Annotated in this window: 15 protein-coding genes; 10 read left to right on the forward strand and 5 right to left on the reverse strand. The window is 62.4% G+C overall.

Annotation, left to right across the window (positions count from 1 at the left end; genetic code table 11):
• Positions 1-48 precede the first annotated feature (48 nt).
• The 4 genes from NKJ55_RS28440 to NKJ55_RS28455 all read left to right on the forward strand — a co-directional run bounded on the left by NKJ55_RS28440 (position 49) and on the right by NKJ55_RS28455 (position 3585).
• The gene (locus NKJ55_RS28440) at positions 49-807 is read left to right on the forward strand and encodes an SDR family NAD(P)-dependent oxidoreductase (protein WP_352452767.1); all 759 of its coding nucleotides are present in this window, start codon (positions 49-51) and stop codon (positions 805-807) included.
• A 264-nt stretch (positions 808-1071) separates the two neighbouring features.
• Entirely contained in the window at positions 1072-2469 is a 1398-nt protein-coding gene (gene fumC, locus NKJ55_RS28445) for a class II fumarate hydratase (RefSeq protein ID WP_352452768.1), read from the forward strand.
• A 128-nt stretch (positions 2470-2597) separates the two neighbouring features.
• The gene (locus NKJ55_RS28450) at positions 2598-3032 is read left to right on the forward strand and encodes a DoxX family protein (protein ID WP_352452770.1); all 435 of its coding nucleotides are present in this window, start codon (positions 2598-2600) and stop codon (positions 3030-3032) included.
• Positions 3033-3171: 139 nt separating this feature from the next.
• Entirely contained in the window at positions 3172-3585 is a 414-nt protein-coding gene (locus tag NKJ55_RS28455) for a DoxX family protein (RefSeq protein WP_352452771.1), read from the forward strand.
• An 18-nt stretch (positions 3586-3603) separates the two neighbouring features.
• On the opposite strand, the gene NKJ55_RS28460 is transcribed toward NKJ55_RS28455, so the two are convergent.
• From NKJ55_RS28460 to NKJ55_RS28470, 3 genes are all read right to left on the reverse strand, one after another.
• Complete coding sequence (locus NKJ55_RS28460; RefSeq protein ID WP_352452772.1) at positions 3604-4230, reverse strand: hypothetical protein; 627 nt, start codon at positions 4228-4230, stop codon at positions 3604-3606.
• A 63-nt stretch (positions 4231-4293) separates the two neighbouring features.
• Positions 4294-5826, reverse strand: coding sequence for an exopolyphosphatase (gene ppx / locus NKJ55_RS28465; RefSeq protein ID WP_352452773.1), 1533 nt, complete (start codon positions 5824-5826; stop codon positions 4294-4296).
• Positions 5826-8027 (reverse strand): RNA degradosome polyphosphate kinase, encoded by a 2202-nt coding sequence (locus tag NKJ55_RS28470; protein ID WP_352452774.1) that lies wholly within the window; start codon positions 8025-8027, stop codon positions 5826-5828. The genes ppx and NKJ55_RS28470 overlap by 1 nt, the downstream gene beginning before the upstream one ends.
• A gap of 149 nt (positions 8028-8176) precedes the next feature.
• Here NKJ55_RS28470 and NKJ55_RS28475 point away from each other — a divergent pair, with 149 nt between their 5' ends.
• Both NKJ55_RS28475 and NKJ55_RS28480 read left to right on the forward strand, forming a co-directional pair.
• On the forward strand, positions 8177-8422 hold the full coding sequence (locus NKJ55_RS28475) for a zinc-finger domain-containing protein (protein WP_023677627.1): 246 nt from the start codon (positions 8177-8179) through the stop codon (positions 8420-8422).
• Between the two features lie 19 nt (positions 8423-8441).
• On the forward strand, positions 8442-9674 hold the full coding sequence (locus NKJ55_RS28480) for an FAD-dependent monooxygenase (protein ID WP_352452775.1): 1233 nt from the start codon (positions 8442-8444) through the stop codon (positions 9672-9674).
• A 229-nt stretch (positions 9675-9903) separates the two neighbouring features.
• Here the strand turns inward: NKJ55_RS28480 and NKJ55_RS28485 are convergent, their stop codons facing one another.
• Positions 9904-10575 carry a TIGR02117 family protein gene (locus NKJ55_RS28485; protein ID WP_352452776.1) on the reverse strand — a complete coding sequence of 224 codons (672 nt, stop codon included), beginning with the start codon at positions 10573-10575 and terminating at the stop codon, positions 9904-9906.
• A gap of 104 nt (positions 10576-10679) precedes the next feature.
• Here NKJ55_RS28485 and NKJ55_RS28490 point away from each other — a divergent pair, with 104 nt between their 5' ends.
• The 3 genes from NKJ55_RS28490 to NKJ55_RS28500 are packed head-to-tail and all read left to right on the forward strand — an operon-like array spanning position 10680 to position 12706.
• Entirely contained in the window at positions 10680-10943 is a 264-nt protein-coding gene (locus tag NKJ55_RS28490) for a metal-sensing transcriptional repressor (protein ID WP_352452777.1), read from the forward strand.
• Positions 10940-11962: a cation diffusion facilitator family transporter gene (locus NKJ55_RS28495; protein ID WP_502904522.1), complete on the forward strand. Its 1023-nt coding sequence runs from the start codon at positions 10940-10942 to the stop codon at positions 11960-11962. The genes NKJ55_RS28490 and NKJ55_RS28495 overlap by 4 nt, the downstream gene beginning before the upstream one ends.
• A 30-nt stretch (positions 11963-11992) precedes the next feature.
• A complete protein-coding gene (locus NKJ55_RS28500; protein ID WP_352452778.1) occupies positions 11993-12706 on the forward strand; it encodes a HoxN/HupN/NixA family nickel/cobalt transporter in 714 nt (237 codons plus the stop codon).
• Between the two features lie 74 nt (positions 12707-12780).
• On the opposite strand, the gene NKJ55_RS28505 is transcribed toward NKJ55_RS28500, so the two are convergent.
• Complete coding sequence (locus tag NKJ55_RS28505; protein ID WP_352452779.1) at positions 12781-14697, reverse strand: multicopper oxidase domain-containing protein; 1917 nt, start codon at positions 14695-14697, stop codon at positions 12781-12783.
• A gap of 589 nt (positions 14698-15286) precedes the next feature.
• On the opposite strand from NKJ55_RS28505, the gene NKJ55_RS28510 reads away from it, so the two are divergent.
• Positions 15287-16792, forward strand: coding sequence for a multicopper oxidase family protein (locus NKJ55_RS28510; protein ID WP_352452780.1), 1506 nt, complete (start codon positions 15287-15289; stop codon positions 16790-16792).
• The last annotated feature ends 2 nt before the right edge of the window (positions 16793-16794 follow it).

Below are 16794 nucleotides of genomic sequence, written 5' to 3' on the forward strand. Positions count from 1 at the left end.
GCGCTGCTCTCCTTTACCAGACAAGACGGCAGTGCGCGGGAGTGTTGGATGAGACTAGGCGGCAAACGGGCACTGGTCACCGGCGGCTCGGACGGGATCGGGCTGGCAATCGCCGAGGCGTTTTTGCGCGAAGGCGCGGACGTGCTGATCGTCGGCCGCGACGGCAAAAAACTCGACGCCGCCCGCAAGCAGCTCGGGGATAATGTCGAAACGCTGTCGGCCGATTTGTCGGCCAGCGCCGGGATCGATGCCGTGGTCGAGCATGCCAGGCGCGGCCCACCTGTCGATATCCTCGTCAACAATGCCGGCGTGGCGTTCCTTGTGCCGTTCGAAACCGTCAGTGAGGATCAGTTCCAGCAGTCCTTCGCACTCAACGTCACGGCGGTATTCTTCCTCACCCAGCGGCTGTTGCCGCATCTCGCGCCGGGCGCGGCCTCGGTGATCAACATCTCGTCCTATTTCGCGCACAAGATGATCCCGAAGCGGCCGTCCAGCCTCTATTCGCTGTCGAAGGGCGCGCTCAATTCGCTGACCAAGTCGCTCGCCTTCGAGCTCGGGGCGCGCGGCATAAGAGTCAACGCCATCGCGCCCGGCACGGTCGACACAGCGATGCGGCGCAGGTCGATCGAAAACCTGCCTGAGGCCGCGCAAGCCGAGCTCAAGGCCTATGTCGAGCGCAGCTACCCGCTCGGCCGCATCGGCCGGACCAGCGACCTTGCCGGCATCGCGGTCTATCTCGGCAGCGACGAAGCGGCATGGACCAGCGGCGGAATCTTCGCCGTGGATGGAGGATACACGGCGGGATGAGGTTGCGATCTCCCCCCTCGAGGGGGAGATGTCCGGCAGGACAGAGGGGGGTCGTCTCGCGTGGAACACCAGCCTGTTCCGTCCGCTATGGGAGTTGCGTCAAGACCTACCGACCCCCTCTGTCGCCTTCGGCGACATCTCCCCCTCAAGTGGGGAGATTGCCAGCACCTTCAACCGATTTGCATTCCCGTCACCCGCAATCTCCGCTTGAAGGCATTTGTGCAACGCGATACGCCGATTGCAAATTGCAAACCGGAGAGACACGTGAGCGCGCCAGAGACCAGAACCGAAACCGACACGTTCGGTCCCATCGAGGTCGCCGCCGACCGCTATTGGGGCGCGCAGGCGCAGCGTTCGCTGGCCAATTTCAAGATCGGCTGGGAGAAACAACCTGCCTCGATCGTGCGGGCGCTGGGCATCGTCAAGCGGGCGGCAGCGGAGGCCAATATGGAGCTGAAGCGGCTCGATCCGGCAATCGGCAAGGCCATTATCGAGGCCTCCCAGGAGGTCATCGACGGCAAGCTCAACGAGCATTTCCCGCTGGTCGTCTGGCAGACCGGTTCGGGCACGCAGTCCAACATGAACGCCAATGAGGTGATCTCCAACCGGGCAATCGAGCTTCTGGGCGGTGTCATGGGATCAAAGAAGCCGGTGCATCCCAACGACCACGTCAATATGAGCCAGTCGTCGAACGACACCTATCCGACGGCAATGCACATCGCCTGCGCCGAGCGCATCATTCACGACCTGCTGCCGGCGCTAAGACATTTGCATGCGGCACTCGACGCCAAGACCAAGGCTTTCGCCCATATTGTCAAGATCGGCCGCACCCATACACAGGACGCGACGCCGCTGACGCTCGGCCAGGAATTCTCAGGCTATGCGGCGCAGGTCGCCTCCTCGATCAAGCGCATCGAGATGACGCTGCCCGGCCTGCAGGAATTGGCACAGGGCGGCACCGCGGTCGGCACCGGCCTCAATGCACCGGTCGGCTTTGCCGAAAAGGTGGCGGCGCGCATCGCCGCAATCACCGGCATCGATTTCGTCACCGCGCCGAACAAGTTCGAGGCGCTTGCCGCCCATGATTCCATGGTCTTCTCGCACGGCGCCATCAATGCCTGCGCGGCGGCGCTGTTCAAGATCGCCAACGACATCCGTCTGCTCGGTTCCGGCCCGCGTTCGGGCCTCGGTGAATTGTCGCTGCCGGAAAACGAACCGGGCTCGTCGATCATGCCGGGCAAGGTCAACCCGACCCAGTGCGAAGCGATGACGCAGGTTTGCGTGCAGGTCTTCGGCAACAATGCGGCGATCAGCTTCGCCGGCAGCCAGGGCCATTTCGAACTCAACGTCTACAATCCGCTGATGGCCTATTGTTTCCTGCAGTCGGTGCAGCTGCTGGCCGACGCTTCGGTGTCGTTCACTGACAATTGCGTCGTCGGCATCGAGGCCCGCGAAGACAACATCAAGGCAGCGCTCGACCGTTCGCTGATGCTGGTGACGGCGCTGGCGCCGACGATCGGCTATGACAACGCCGCCAAGATCGCCAAGGCGGCGCACAAGAACGGCACAACGCTGCGCGAGGAAGCGCTGGCCACCGGGCTGGTCAGCGAAGCCGATTATGAGCGGCTGGTGCGGCCGGAGGACATGACGCACCCAGGGTAAGTTGATCGCGAAAACGTTACCTGGGTGAACAATCCGTAACCAATCTGGCATCTTTGGTGAACAGTCGGCCTGCGCTAACTAGACGGGTATCCCAAGCCGTTTGGCCAAACCCTTCTGGAGAGTTACGCATGTCCACCAACACGTCCACCAACACTTCGTTTGCCGGTTCCGGCACCGCCTCCGGCGCCTCGGGCACGATCCTGCTCGGCCGCATCCTGCTTTCGGTCATCTTCCTGCTTTCCGGTTTCGGCAAGCTGACGGCGATTGCCGGCACGGCCGGCTATTTCGGCAGCCTCGGCCTGCCGCTGCCGATGGTGACCGCCATTGTCGTCGGCCTTATCGAACTGCTTGGCGGCCTGGCCATCCTCGTCGGCTTCCAGACCCGGATCGTCGGTTGGGTAATGGCGATCTTCACCGTCGCCACCGCGCTGGTCGCCCACACCGGCTGGGCCGATCAGATGCAGATGATCAATTTCATGAAGAACCTCGGCATTGCCGGCGGCTTCGTCGTGCTCGCCTCCTCGGGCCCAGGCGCGTATTCAATCGACGCCAAGCGCGGCTGAAGCAGCCAAGCATTTCCTGAACAAAGGGGCGCGGAATTTTCCGCGCCCCTTTTTCGTTGTCGTTTGTGCCTGTCGGTCCGCTGACCGGAATTCTGCTAGGATCGGGCTCTTGGCCACCCGGCCGACAACGGAGGTTGCCATGCCCCGCAATGCGCTGCTTTTGCTTTCCCGACTAATGTTCGCCGCACTGTTCGTGCCGTCCGGCTTCCATGCGCTTGCCGACATTGCCGGCACGACCGGCTATTTCGCCGGCCTCGGCCTGCCGCTGCCGACGCTGGCTGCCTGGGGCACCGGGCTGTTCGAACTGATCGCCGGGCTGCTCATCCTCGTCGGCCTCAAGACGCCGATCGTGGCGCTGCTGCTCGCCGCCTTTTGCGTCGCGACAGCGTTCATCGGCCACTATGGCCAGGGCGGCGGCGATCCGACGCTGACCTTCATGCATTCGCAGATGCTGATGAAGGACATCGCGATATCAGGCGGTTTTCTGGCGCTGGCGATGGCTGGCGCGGGTGCATGGTCGGCCGACGGCCGGATGGCTGCAGGGACTGGCTAAGCTGCCGCCCGGCTCGGCTCATTTGCTGTCGAGAAAGACGAACTCCGCAAGCCTGGTTATGTTTATGGGCTGAGAGAGAAAGGCGCCATGCCCCATTTGACCGACGCTGATGGTCAGGCAAACCAGTCTGCTTTCCACCGCGATCGGCAGCCATTCATATCCATATTGATCTGCGCCCTTGGGGGAGTAGCTCCGAAGATTGCTGTCAATCGCGACATACAGGTAGTTACGCAATTGGATCAGGCTTGCCCTCTTCAGGTATGGCAACAGGTCGGTTCGGCCCACGACAGGGTCAAGAAAGTTGCCGAGGGGCTGATGAACGGACAGAGTTCGATCGACAGCGCCAGGACAGAGATTAACGTCCGCAAAAAACGTGTTCATCGAAATCGATCTTTGAAATTTGATCATTTCGTCGCTTATTCTAAATACAAAGTAATTTATCTTTTGCCCACTTTTAGGTTTTAAAAAACCTTTGAGCAGATTGAATGGTGTTTTGCCGTCTGCGCCTTTTGGATAACTCTTCTCAAACTCAAGCGCGCCTTTTGCAGCAACGGAAACCTTGGAAACCGTCTGAGCTCTGGCCGCGTCGACAATCAACAATGACAGGACGGAAAGCAGCAGCGGCAGGATTTGACTGGATTTCACGATCTTCTTCCCCTCAGCGTGCAGTCGTCGCGATTGGCATCCATTTCAGTGCCGCGCCTGAAGCTACTTCACCGAAACACTGGGCCCGCCCTCGACCGCCAGCACCAGCCGGCGGTTGGTGACCCTTGCCAGCTGTGCCAGCCGGCCGGCGGGCCGCTCGCCGTAAAGATCGGCCAGCGCTGCCGGCAGCACCAGCGCCAGCACGCCATTGCCGCGGTTTTCCCATTTCAGTCGCGGCATGACGCCGGGCATTGCCGCGCTCAGCAAATAGACGACGCGCAGCAGCGCGGCCAGCACGCGGGCCCGTTCGAGATAGCGCGGTGTCGCCAGCCCGCGGATTTCCGGAGCGGCTTCATTGAACACGCCCTCGTGGCGAAACAGGCTGACAAGCGCCAGGAAGGCGCGGCCGGGATGATCGACGCCGATGAACGAGGCGTGGGCGATGATGTTGAGCGATTGCTTGCCGCGATATTCGGGATGGGCACGCCAGCCGATATCGGCGAGCAGGCAGGCGGCGTGGCGGTAGCGCGCCTCATCCCTGGTCTCGTCGATGCCGAAGGCGGCGAACGCCTTGCCGGTCCACTCGACAAGCTCATGCGCGTGGTCGACCGAGCGCGAGCGCAGGCGGGCAAGCTCTTCCGCCGCCGAGATCAGCGGATCGGCTTTCTGCTCGGCCTTGTCGAGCAGCGAATAGAGAAAGCCCTCACGCACGCCCAGCGCCGACACGATGATCTTCGAGGGCTGCATCGCCGCCATGATCTCCTGCAGCACGATTGCGCCATAGGGCAGCAGCGAACGGCGGTTCTTGGAGATACCCTCGATGCCTTTGATCTTGTCGATCTCGGCCTTGGCGACCTGCCGGAGGAAGTTCGCGGCGCTTTCGATGCCGATCTCGTAATGGTGCATGACGCCGAGCGGATAGTTGGTCATTTCCATGTGTAGCCGGGCGAGATTTCGCCAGGTGCCGCCGACCGTGTAGAAGGTCCTGCCCTGCCCGCCCTTTAGCAATTTCGCCCGCGCCAGTTGCTCGCGCGTGATCCTTGCCGCCTGGGTCAGCGAGTTCTTCGCCATGTCCTGCAGGCGCAAGCCGCCCAACGGCAGCGTGATGCCGTCACCGATCGTCTCACCGTCAATATCGATCAGCTCGAGGCTGCCGCCGCCAAGATCGCCGGCGATGCCGTTGGCCGGATGGAAACCGGAAATGACGCCGAGCGCCGAATAATGGGCTTCCTCGCGGCCGCTCAGCACCTGGATCTCGGTCTTGAGCACATCCTCGGCGCGGTGGATGAAGTCGGGGCCGTTGACCGCCTCGCGAGCGGCGGCGGTCGCCAGCACATACATGCGCTCGGCGCCGGCCTGGTCGGAGAGTGCGCGGAAACGGCGGAACTCTTCCATCGAGCGCGTCACCGCCTCGGGATCGAGCTTTCCGGTCGAAACGATGCCGCGGCCGAGGCCGGCCAGCATCTTTTCGTTGAACAGCAAGGTCGGCGAGCGCGCCAGCCCCTCATAGATGACAAGACGGATCGAGTTCGATCCGATATCGATGATGGACAGCGGTCGGCGGTCCTGAAGCCGGCCCTGGGACGCTGAAATCATCAGCCCGTCGCTGCGTTCTGTTTCTTGCGGCGCTTGAACTGCGCGATGCGCTTGGGCGCATGCGACTTCAACGCATCGCCCCGTCCGGACAGGCTCGGATTGGTCATGAAATATTCCTGCGCGTTGAACGGTTCCTCGCCCTCCTCCAGCACAACGCGCCGGGAGGTTCCGTCAGCCAATACGTCGAAACTTTGCTGGTTGTCCATGATGTTGCCAAGCATGATCTGGCCGAGCACCTGTTCGTGCACAGTTGGATTGGTGATCGGCACCATGGTCTCGACGCGGCGGTCGAGATTGCGTGGCATCAGATCGGCCGAGGAGATGTAGACGATCGCCCCGTCCGATGGCAGGCCGTGGCCGTTGCCGAAGCAATAGATGCGGCTGTGCTCGAGGAAACGGCCGACGATCGACTTCACCCTAATGTTCTCCGACAGGCCGGGCACCTGCGGTCTCAGGCAGCAGATGCCGCGCACGACGAGATCGATCTCGACGCCGGCGCGGCTGGCATCGTAGAGGGCATCGATGACGATCGGGTCGACCAAGGCGTTCATCTTCATCCAGATGCGGGCCGGCCTGCCCTCCAGCGCGTGGCTGATCTCATCCGAAATGTGCTGGAGGATGCGGTCGCGCAGCGTAAACGGCGAGATGGCCAGCCGCATCTGCTCGGCCGGCTCGGCATAGCCGGTGATGAAGTTGAACAGCTGGGCGACATCGCGCGCGATCGTCGGATCGGTGGTGAAGAAGGACAGGTCGGTGTAGATGCGTGCCGTGACCGGGTGGTAGTTGCCGGTGCCCAGATGCACGTAATTGCGCAGCCTGCCATCCTCGCGGCGCACCACCAGCGACATCTTTGCGTGGGTCTTCAGTTCGAGAAAGCCGAAGACGACCTGAACGCCGGCGCGCTCGAGGTCGCGCGCCCAGCGGATGTTGGCTTCCTCGTCGAAACGCGCCTTGAGCTCGACTAGCGCGGTCACCGACTTGCCGGCCTCGGCGGCGTCGACCAAAGCGCGTACGATCGGGCTGTCGTTGGAGGTGCGATAGAGCGTCTGCTTGATCGCCACCACTTCCGGATCGGCCATTGCCTGGCGCAGGAACTGCACCACGACGTCGAAGGATTCGTAGGGGTGGTGGACGATGATGTCCTTCTCGCGGATCGCGGCAAAACAATCGCCGCCATGCTCGCGGATGCGCTCGGGGAAGCGCGGATTGTAGGGCGTGAACTTCAGATCGTCGCGGGCGACGGCGACGATCTCCGAGATCTGGCTGAGCGCCAGCGGACCGGTGAGCACGCTGATGCGGCTTGCCGAAACGCCAAGCTCCCCGGCGACGAAGTCGCGCAGTTCGGGCGGCATCAGCCGGTCGAATTCGATCCGGATAACCGAGCCGCGGCGCCGCCGCTTCAGCGCCGTCTCGAACAGGCGCACCAGATCCTCTGATTCTTCCTCGACCTCGATATCGCTGTCGCGGATGATGCGGAACGTGCCGGAACCCTTGACCTCGTAGCCCGGGAACAGCTTGCCGATATAAAGACCGACCGCCTCCTCGAGCGGGATGAAGCGAACATGGCGCTTGCGATCCGGCAAGCGGATGAAGCGCCTCAGTGCCACCGGCAGGCGCAAAAGCGCGCTCATTTCCTCGCCGTTCTTACGGTGGCGCAATTGCAACGCCATCGAGAAACCGAGATTGGGAATGAACGGGAACGGATGCGCCGGGTCGATCGACAGCGGCGTCAGCACCGGAAATACCTGCTCCTGGAAATGGTCCTCGAGCCAGATCTTCTCGTCCTTGCTCAGCGCATCGCGGGTGATGCTCTCGATGCCTTCCTTGTCGAGGAGCAGCATCAGCGCCGAAAGGCTTTTCTGCTGGTCCTCCTGCAGGCGCTCGACCTCGCGCAGCAATTGTTCGAGCTGCTGCTCGGGCGTGCGTCCGTCCGGGCTCTTCAGCACGATGCCCTCGCGCACCTGGCCGGCAAGACCCGCAACGCGGACCATGAAGAACTCGTCGAGGTTGGCGGCCGATATCGACAGGAAGCGAACACGCTCGAGCAGCGGATGATTGGCGTTCAGCGACTCTTCGAGCACGCGCCGGTTGAATTGGAGCCAGGAAAACTCGCGGTTGACGAAGCGGTCAGGATTGCCGCCTTCGCGGCTCGCCGCCTCGACGGTGATGAATTCGTTCTGCACCGGCTTCAGTTCGTTCATGGTTTCCGCTCTTCCCACACCGTTCGACGACCATAGCCTTAACCGGCTTAACTTATCCTCTGACAGGCTTTTGCGACAGTTTCATTTCATCGATCTTGCAAAGAGACGGGTTATGATCCAGATGCAATCGACAAGATCAGGAGACGACGATGGCAGGCGGTTCCATTCCCCATTTCCAGAACGATGCGGGCTATCCGGCAATTGACATCGGCGTCAAGGAATTCATGTGCACCGGCGCCAATCCGCCTTTCGACCACCCGCATGTATTTCTCGACATGGGCGACGACAATGAAAAAGTCTGCCCCTATTGCTCGACGCTCTATCGCTATTCGCCGAAGCTGAAGGCGTTGGAAACGCAGCCGCCGGGCTGCCTCTATCTCGACCAGGCCGCCTGATTCTTTCGCGACAACCCTGATGCAGGAAACGCAGTCCCGGCAGGTGGTCATCGCCGGGGCGGGCGTCGCCGGGCTGACCGCGGCACTGGCCTTCGCCGAGCGCGGCTATCGGACAAAACTGTTCGAACAGGCGCAGCACCTCGAGGCTGCCGGCGCCGGTATCCAGCTTTCGCCCAACGCGACGCGCATCCTACGGCAGCTCGGCGTACTCGATCGGCTGCTGGCGACGGCGGTGCGGCCGGAGGCGGTCGTGCTCAAGGATGCCGCCACGCTGCGCAAGCTGGCGCGCGTACCGCTTGGCCAGGCGGCCGAAACGCGCTGGGGAGCGCCCTATCTCGTTGCCCACCGCGCGGATCTGCAGTCAGCGCTGATGCAGCGAGTTTCGGAGCAGCCCGGTATCGATCTGATCGCCGGCGCGCGGGTGACCGACATCGCAGCCGGATCGAAAGGTGTTACCGTCACTGCATCGGCTGATGGCGACACGGTCGAGGCTGGCTGTCTTTTGATCGGCGCCGATGGCGTCTGGTCGTCGGTGCGAGAAACGCTTGCCCGCAACGCAGCCGATTTCCGGAGAAGCCGGTTTTCGGGCGAGCTTGCCTGGCGCGCCACGGTGGCCGCCGACAGCCCCGCTGGACAAACCTTTGCGGCGATCGGTGAGCCCGATTGTGTTACTGCATTCCTCTATTCCGGCTTCCATATGGTCGCCTATCCGGTCAGCCGTGGCACTGCCTTCAACCTCGCTGCCTTCACAAAGGGCGAGCGCATCGCCGAGGGCTGGTCGGGGCATGCCGACCCCGCCATCCTCGCCAGCGCCATGCGCGGTACCGCGCCGGCGCTGGTCCGTCTGGCGAGCGAGGCCGCGCCATGGACGGCATGGCCGATCCACACCGTCGAGCAGCGGCGGTGGACGACGCCGGAAGGCATCGCGCTGATCGGCGATGCGGCGCATGCGATGACGCCGTTTGCCGCACAGGGCGCGGCGATGGCGATCGAGGACGCGGTAACCCTTGCCGGTTTGGTTGCCACCTCGCCTGCCGATCTCAGCAGCGCGCTTGTCGCCTGGGAACAGGCGCGGCGGCCGCGCGTCGCCCAGGTCGCCCGCCGCGGCGTCGTCAACCGCCTCGCCTGGCATGCGGCCGGGCCGGTGGCGATGGCCCGCAACCTGTTCCTGGCGATGCGCTCGCCCGAAAAACTCGCCGCCGATCTCGACTGGCTCTATGGCTGGCGGGCGTTGGACGATGGCGCGCGATGATACGCACGACAGGCTGGAGGGACAGCGCCCTGGACAGCACCCCTCTCTGTCCTGCCGGACATCTCTCCCACTTGGGGGGAGATTGGCCATCACATTGGCTTTCGCCAATCTTCAAGGTTGCATGACCTAGCAAGGCGCCGAAGCCGCTAATCTCCCCCCTCGTGGGGAGATGTCCGGCAGGACAGAGGGGGGCGCGAAGGATCGCGGCGTTGATCAGCCGGAACCCTCTTCAATTGTAAAGCCGCATCGACAGGCCGAGCGAGGCCGGCAGCGGATCCCACCAGCCGGTGCGCAGCCCGGCCGTGCGCAGTGCCGCCGCCGTCCAGGTGTTGCAGCCGATCAGCGCGTTGAAATGACCATTGGCTTCGAAGAACCGATCGAAGCGGGAATAGGCCGCACTCTCGATCGGGATGGCCCCGTTCGGCCCCTGCCGGAAGCTTGCCGCAATGTAATCGAGCAGCGCCGTAAACCGCTCCTCGCCGATGTCGAAGGCAGCGACGTCGCGATGCGGCTCGGCGATGTCGACGGAAATGTCGACATGCATTGCCGAGGCATCGACCGATAGCGCCTTCATCACCGGCACCGCCTTCAGCTCCGACCAGGTCGGCGTCTCCAGATAGAAGGCGCGGCCGCCCCAGCCGAAGACGATGTAGCGGACCTCCGCCATGTCTGCTGGAATGCCGGCATCGACCAGGAAATGGAAGCGCCGGCGCACATCGTCGTCGACCGGGATGGCGATGTCGGTGTGGATCGGATTTTGCAGCACCAGGATACGGTGGCTTGTGCCGATCGGATCGGCAACGGCCGCCGGCCAGAGCGGGCGCGGCAGCAGCGTGCCCAGCGCCACCGCAAGGACTGCTGCAACGACCAGCAGGCCAAGAAAACGGGCAAGCTTCTTCATGGGAAAGGCATAGAACAAGCAATGCTCAAGGTGAAGCCCCTCCGAACGTTGCACAGCTGACTTAGAGCTTGACGCATATCCTCCCCGGGAGGATATGCTCAAGCATGTCAGATCACCTCCACGCCTCGCATCCTTCCATCATAAAGCGCCTGAAGCGCGCGCAAGGCCACCTTGCGGCGGTGCTGGCGATGATCGAGGCGCATCGCCCTTGCGTTGACCTGGCGCAGCAGCTTCATGCAGTCGAAAAAGCGATCAGCAGCGCCAAGCGCGAGCTGATCAACGATCACATCGAGCATTGCCTGACGGACAGCGTGGAAACCGGCGGCAACTCGCTGGCGGAACTCAAGCAGCTGGCGAAGTATCTATGAATGCCATCGTAGCCCGCATTCTGGACTGGCTCGGGTTCGGCTCGCACGCCGCACATCATCACGGCGATCACGGTCCGCACGGTCACAGCCATGGCGTCATCGACGCGACAATTGCCACCACCGACCGGGGCATCTGGGCAATCAAATGGTCGTTCGTGATCCTGGCCATCACCGCGGCATTGCAGATGGTCGTGGTTGCGTTGTCGGGGAGCGTGGCATTGCTGGCCGACACGATCCATAACATCGGCGATGCGACCACGGCGATCCCGCTATGGATTGCGTTCGTTCTGGCGCGGCGCAAGCCGTCGCGGATCTTCATGTATGGCTTGGGCCGGGGCGAGGATCTGGCCGGCATCATCATCGTGCTCATCATCCTGTTCAGCGCTGTAGTCGCTGCCTACCAAGCCATCGACAGGCTGATCAATCCACAAGTGGTGACACACCTGGGCTGGCTGACTGCGGCGGGCATTGTCGGCTTCCTCGGCAACGAGGCGGTTGCCGTGTTCCGTATCCGCGTCGGTCGCGAAATCAACAGCGCGGCACTGATTGCCGACGGCTACCACGCCCGCACAGATGGACTTACCAGCCTTGCCGTGGTCATCGGAGCCATCGGCGTTTGGTTCGGCTTTTCCTTGGCCGATCCGATCGTCGGCCTGCTGATCACGATTGCGATCTTCGGTATCGTCTGGCAATCGGCCCGCTCGGTGCTGACCCGCATGCTGGATGGAATCGAACCCGGTGTGATAGACGAAATCCGACATGCCGCCGAGCATGTTCCGGGCGCGCGCATTGTCGATGCCAAGGCGCGCTGGATCGGTCATAGATTGCACGCCGACATCGCAATTGCCGCGGACGAAACCCTGCCGCTGTCGGCGGCGAACAAGATCGCCGCAGCGCTGAAGGACGAACTATCCCAGCATATGCCGGCCCTGGCTGAGGCGAATGTGCAGTTTTCAACGGAACGTGGAGAGAACGACCATCCTCACGAGCACACGCATCACCACGGCCACATGCACTGACGCTCGCCGATTTTCTGCTAGTCTCGTCCGATGTTCCAGACGCTCGTCGAATTTCAGCGCACGATCTATCTGACGCTCGGCGAACAGATCAAGCTGCTTGCGGCCGGAGGCAATTGGCTGGCGTTCATGGCCTTCCTGCCGATGGGCGTCGTGTTCGGGGCTGCCCATGCGCTGACGCCGGGGCACAGCAAGGCCGTCCTGGCGACGTATCTTGCCGGTTCGGATGCGAAGGTCTCGCGTGGTCTGCTCGTATCTATCACGCTATCGTTCACGCATGTGACGATTGCCGTTCTGATTGCGGCTCTCTCGCTGCCACTGGTCTCAATAGCATTGGGCAGCGTCGGCCGCGCTCCGCTTCTGGAGCACATCAGTCGCGGGCTGCTCGGCCTCATTGGCGTCTGGATGCTCTGGCGCGCTTTGAGCCACAGCCATCACCACAGGCACGAGGGCGAGGCTGTCGGCGTCATGGCAGGCCTGATCCCATGTCCGCTTACGCTTTTCGCTATGACTTTCGCGATGTCCAGGGGTGTTCCGGCAGCGGGCGTCCTGTTTGCCATCACCATGATGGTCGGCGTGGCGCTGACGCTGTCCTGCGTCGCCGTGTTGTCGATCGTGTTTCGGGAACGGCTTGTACAGTTTTTCGCGCGCCAGCCACGGCTGTTCGAAACCATCTCCCGGGCCATCGAGGGCGCCGCCGGTCTCGCCCTTGCCGGCGTCGCTGTCTGGCAGATCACATCAGCTTAAGAGAAAATATGGTTTCAGCCACTGCATGGTGTCCGGTCCGGTGCAGCGGATGGAACGCGCCAAGGCGACGCCGGTCATGTCACATCGATCACGACCATCAGCCCGCCGCCGCCCTTCTCCTCGACATTGTTGTTCGTGGTGTGATGCGGGATGTGGCAATGGATCAGCCATTTGCCCGGACGCTGCGCCTTCCAGATCACGTCGTAGCGCTGACCCGGCCCGACGTTGATCGTATCGGCAAGGAAACGACCCGAAGCGGGGACCGTCTCGCCGTCGCGGGCAACGACCTCGAACGGTCCGCCATGGATATGCATCGGATGGATGAAGCCGTTGTTGGTGCCGATGAACCGCACCTTGAGCGTGTCGCCGACCTTCATCGGGATCGTCTCGGTCGAGGGATAGGCCTTGCCGTTGATGGTGAAGAAATTCGGCATGCCGCCGTCCATCGGCATCGACGGGTAGGTCAGCCCTTCCCGCACCAGCCATTCCTGAAGCTGGATGACGTAATCATGGTCGGCCGCGACCTCGTCGGCGGGATTGGCGGGATCGATGATCAGCGCACCGTAGAGGCCGAGCGCCTGGGTCCGGTCCGGCTTGGCATGGGGGTGGTAGAAATAGGTTCCGTGCTGGGTTGCGGTGAATTCGTATGAATAGGATTGGCCGGGCTCGATCGGCGCCTGGGTGATCTCGGCCGGCCCATCCATCTGGTTCGGCAGGATCAAGCCATGCCAATGCACCGTCGTTTCCTCAGGCAGGCCGTTGGTGACGTTGATCCTGACCCGATCGCCCTGGCGAATGTGAATTCGCGGGCCGGGAATCTGGCCATTATAGGCATAGGCGTCGACCGCGACGTCCGGCAGGATCTGCCAGCGGACCACTGAAGGCCTGAGCTCGAACACCTTGATGCCATTCTCTATCCGAAACGGCAGTTCCTGGTCGCCCCTTGCCGTCAGGCCATAAGAGGCGGCCACGAGGCGTGGATCGGTAGCGGCCATGTCGCGCATCGTATCAGCCGGCGTGTCGCGATCCATGATCATGCCTCGCGGCATGATCACCCCGCCGACGTCGCGTGCCGACAGCGTCAGGTTCAGCCAGTTCGCCGGCGCGATCATGCCGATGGCGAGCGCCAGCAGGGAGACGGCACCCAGGGCAGCCACCTGCGGCGTTGTGGCATCTGTCTCCATGTGATGGCCGCCGCCTTTGCCTTTGTGGGAAGCTATATCGTGGCGCTGTCCGCGATGGCCACTGGCGTCGGCCTGCTGCATTTGCATCTGCGCATGTTGCCTCGTTGCAGGCTGCTCTCGACCATCGATGCCGGCTGCCTGCGCGCGCTGTGTCATCAGCCCATGCTTCAGCCCCCGGGCGACCAGCCAGACATTGGCCGGGTAGGCAAGCGCAAAGCCGGCGATGACGCCGATCGACATCACGCCCCAGAACAACAGCTCCGTCGGTTCCATCGCGCGCATGTCGCGGCCCATCATCAGGAAGCTCATGACCGGCGCCATGCCGGCCATCATGAAGTTCATGGAGATGAACTCGGGCAGGAAGCTCTTGCGTACGTTTTTCCAATAGGTGCCGCCCATCATCGATTTCATGAACAGCGACTGGAAGATGAACAGGCCGAAGGCAAAGCCGGCGAGATATTCGACGATCAGGTCGATCCACATCGGCAGGCCGAGCGCCGCCGTGACGGCGGCGGCAAGAATGATGCCGGTGGCATCGCCGGCGACGCAGTGGATGGTGGAGCCGACGCCCTGCTTCCAGAGCGGCCGGGTGAACACATCATGCTCGCCCGGCCGTGGCTCCTTGTCCGCGAGCACATAAAGCAGCAAGCCGAGCGGACCCATATAGAGGGTGACCAGGATGAAGCCCCATTTCATCACCACCGGCTCGGGATTGTTGCGATATTGGTCGAAGCCGACATAAAGCGTCGAAGCCAGCGCCAGCGCGAACCAGACGACGAGGAAATAATCGATCGGTTGGATGAGCATCAGGATGAACCCTTGACCTATCGCCGCACTCGCCCACTCGGCTTGTTATACAACTCCTAATGGCAACAAACGCGGCTGGCGCGCTTATGATCCGCGCCGACCGTACGCTGTTCAGGCAGGCCAATTTTCGTTGTAACCGACTGATCTGATGACGCCTGCCCGCAGTTCATTTCCGGAACTGTCAGTCTTATCATTGCGGCTCTCCTCTAGTGGGGTTGTCATGGGGCTTCCCATCACAGGAAGGTCAAGGGCTTTTGAGCCAGCTCAAATCATCGCTGTGGTGCCGAAGCAGCGCTCGAAATTTGCCCCTTGACCTTCCCGTGATGGGAACCTTTATCGTGTCGCAGTTACCCAGTTGGAGCTGCAAACCCATGAACGCCGTCGCTCATAACCCCAGCCGAGCCTGTTTCCGCTCCCGCGATTCAGATTGGGATCGAGGGCATGACCTCCGCCTCCTGTGTCGCCCGCTTGAAAGGCGCTGAAGACGGCGGCATGACGTGACCGAGGCTAGTGTCAACCTGGCTACGGAGCGTGCCACGTGAGTTACACCGCGTGCCGACGCGCGTGACCTTAATCTCGGAGACAACACATGGATCGACGCTGTTTTCTGGCGGCAGGCGTTGCCACGGTTCTCGCCAGCCCGCGCGCCATCGCCCAGATGAAGATGGACGAGATGCCCGGCATGGATATGGGGCACGCGGGCCACGACATGGGCGCGGCACCAAAAAGCGCGACCATGCTGCCTGAGGGCCAGGCGTTGCGCGAGTTGCCGCTGCTAGCCAATGAAGCCAATGCGCCCCGCCTGTTCAGAGCAAACCTCACGGCTGAACCCGCCATGGTTCGCTTTGCAGAAGGGCTCGACACGCCAATCCTTGGATACAATGGTATGAGCCCGGGGCCATTGATCGAGGTGACTGAAGGCGACCGTGTCGAGATTGCATTCACGAACCGAATTCCTGAAGAGACGAGCACCATCCATTGGCATGGCATGCCGGTTCCAGCTGACCAGGATGGCAATCCTATGGACCCCGTTGCGACGGGCACGGAGCGCACCTACAGCTTCGAACTGCCCGAAGGAAGCGCGGGGTCGTACTGGTATCATCCGCATCCGCACGGCAAGACGGCCGAGCAGGTCTATCGCGGACTTGCCGGCGCGTTCGTGGTCAAGCCGAAGGCGGACCCGATCCCGGCCGAGTATGGCGACACTGTGCTGATGTTCACAGACCTTCGCCTTGCCGCCGACGGCACCATGCCGGACAACACCATGGTCGATTTGATGAACGGGCGCGTCGGCGATCACGTGCTGGTCAATGGACAAAAAAATCCCGCGCTATCCGTCCCGTTTGGAACAAAGCGGCGATTTCGGTTCTACAACGCGACTAACGCGCGCTTTTTGCGGCTCTCCTTCGACGGCGCACCCATGACGATCATCGGCACCGATGGCGGTCTGCTGGAGGCGCCGGTGGCAGCCAAGGATGTCCTGCTCAGCCCGGCGGAACGCCTTGAACTGATCGTCTCGTTTGAGAAGCGCGGCCCCGTCACCCTGAGCACGCTCGACTACGATCGCGGCTGGATGGGCGCAGGCCGCCCCGCCGATGCAGGCCTGACATTGCTTACGGTCAATGTTTTGGACACGCCTGCAGAGACGTTTCCTCCGCTGCCGGAAAAGCTTCGACCAATTGCGCAACTTGGCACCCCTGCCGTCAGCCGGCGTTTCGTGTTCACCGAAACGACGACGATGAGCGCGACGGATATGCAGATGGGCTTCCTGATCAACGGCGCGGCGTTCGACATGGGCCGCATCGACGTGGTGTCGAAAACAGGACAGGTCGAGCTCTGGGAAATCGTCAACAAGGCCGACATGGACCATCCGTTCCATGTTCATGGGACGCAGTTCCAAGTGGTCGAGCACGAACGTGGTGGGCAGGTCTCGAAACCGGCCTATCTCGCCTGGAAGGACACGGTCAACGTGGCGCGCGGCGAAACGATGCGGCTTTTGCTGCGCCAGGATCGCCCCGGGCGGAGAATGTATCATTGCCACATCCTGGAGCACGAGCAGCTCGGCATGATGGGCGTCGTCGACGTGCAGGCCTAGCC

The organism is Mesorhizobium sp. M0106 (assembly GCF_040322715.1).
GTDB lineage: Bacteria > Pseudomonadota > Alphaproteobacteria > Rhizobiales > Rhizobiaceae > Mesorhizobium.

Bases quoted from the DNA above. Each gene is read 5' to 3' on its own strand.
- NKJ55_RS28440 (WP_352452767.1), top strand. From the start codon at position 49: ATGAGACTAGGCGGCAAACGGGCACTGGTCACCGGCGGCTCGGACGGG.
- NKJ55_RS28450 (WP_352452770.1), top strand. From the start codon at position 2,598: ATGTCCACCAACACGTCCACCAACACTTCGTTTGCCGGTTCCGGCACC.
- NKJ55_RS28455 (WP_352452771.1), top strand. From the start codon at position 3,172: ATGCCCCGCAATGCGCTGCTTTTGCTTTCCCGACTAATGTTCGCCGCA.
- ppx (WP_352452773.1), bottom strand. From the start codon at position 5,826: ATGATTTCAGCGTCCCAGGGCCGGCTTCAGGACCGCCGACCGCTGTCC.
- NKJ55_RS28470 (WP_352452774.1), bottom strand. From the start codon at position 8,027: ATGAACGAACTGAAGCCGGTGCAGAACGAATTCATCACCGTCGAGGCG.
- NKJ55_RS28475 (WP_023677627.1), top strand. From the start codon at position 8,177: ATGGCAGGCGGTTCCATTCCCCATTTCCAGAACGATGCGGGCTATCCG.
- NKJ55_RS28480 (WP_352452775.1), top strand. From the start codon at position 8,442: ATGCAGGAAACGCAGTCCCGGCAGGTGGTCATCGCCGGGGCGGGCGTC.
- NKJ55_RS28485 (WP_352452776.1), bottom strand. From the start codon at position 10,575: ATGAAGAAGCTTGCCCGTTTTCTTGGCCTGCTGGTCGTTGCAGCAGTC.
- NKJ55_RS28490 (WP_352452777.1), top strand. From the start codon at position 10,680: ATGTCAGATCACCTCCACGCCTCGCATCCTTCCATCATAAAGCGCCTG.
- NKJ55_RS28495 (WP_502904522.1), top strand. From the start codon at position 10,940: ATGAATGCCATCGTAGCCCGCATTCTGGACTGGCTCGGGTTCGGCTCG.
- NKJ55_RS28500 (WP_352452778.1), top strand. From the start codon at position 11,993: ATGTTCCAGACGCTCGTCGAATTTCAGCGCACGATCTATCTGACGCTC.
- NKJ55_RS28505 (WP_352452779.1), bottom strand. From the start codon at position 14,697: ATGCTCATCCAACCGATCGATTATTTCCTCGTCGTCTGGTTCGCGCTG.
- NKJ55_RS28510 (WP_352452780.1), top strand. From the start codon at position 15,287: ATGGATCGACGCTGTTTTCTGGCGGCAGGCGTTGCCACGGTTCTCGCC.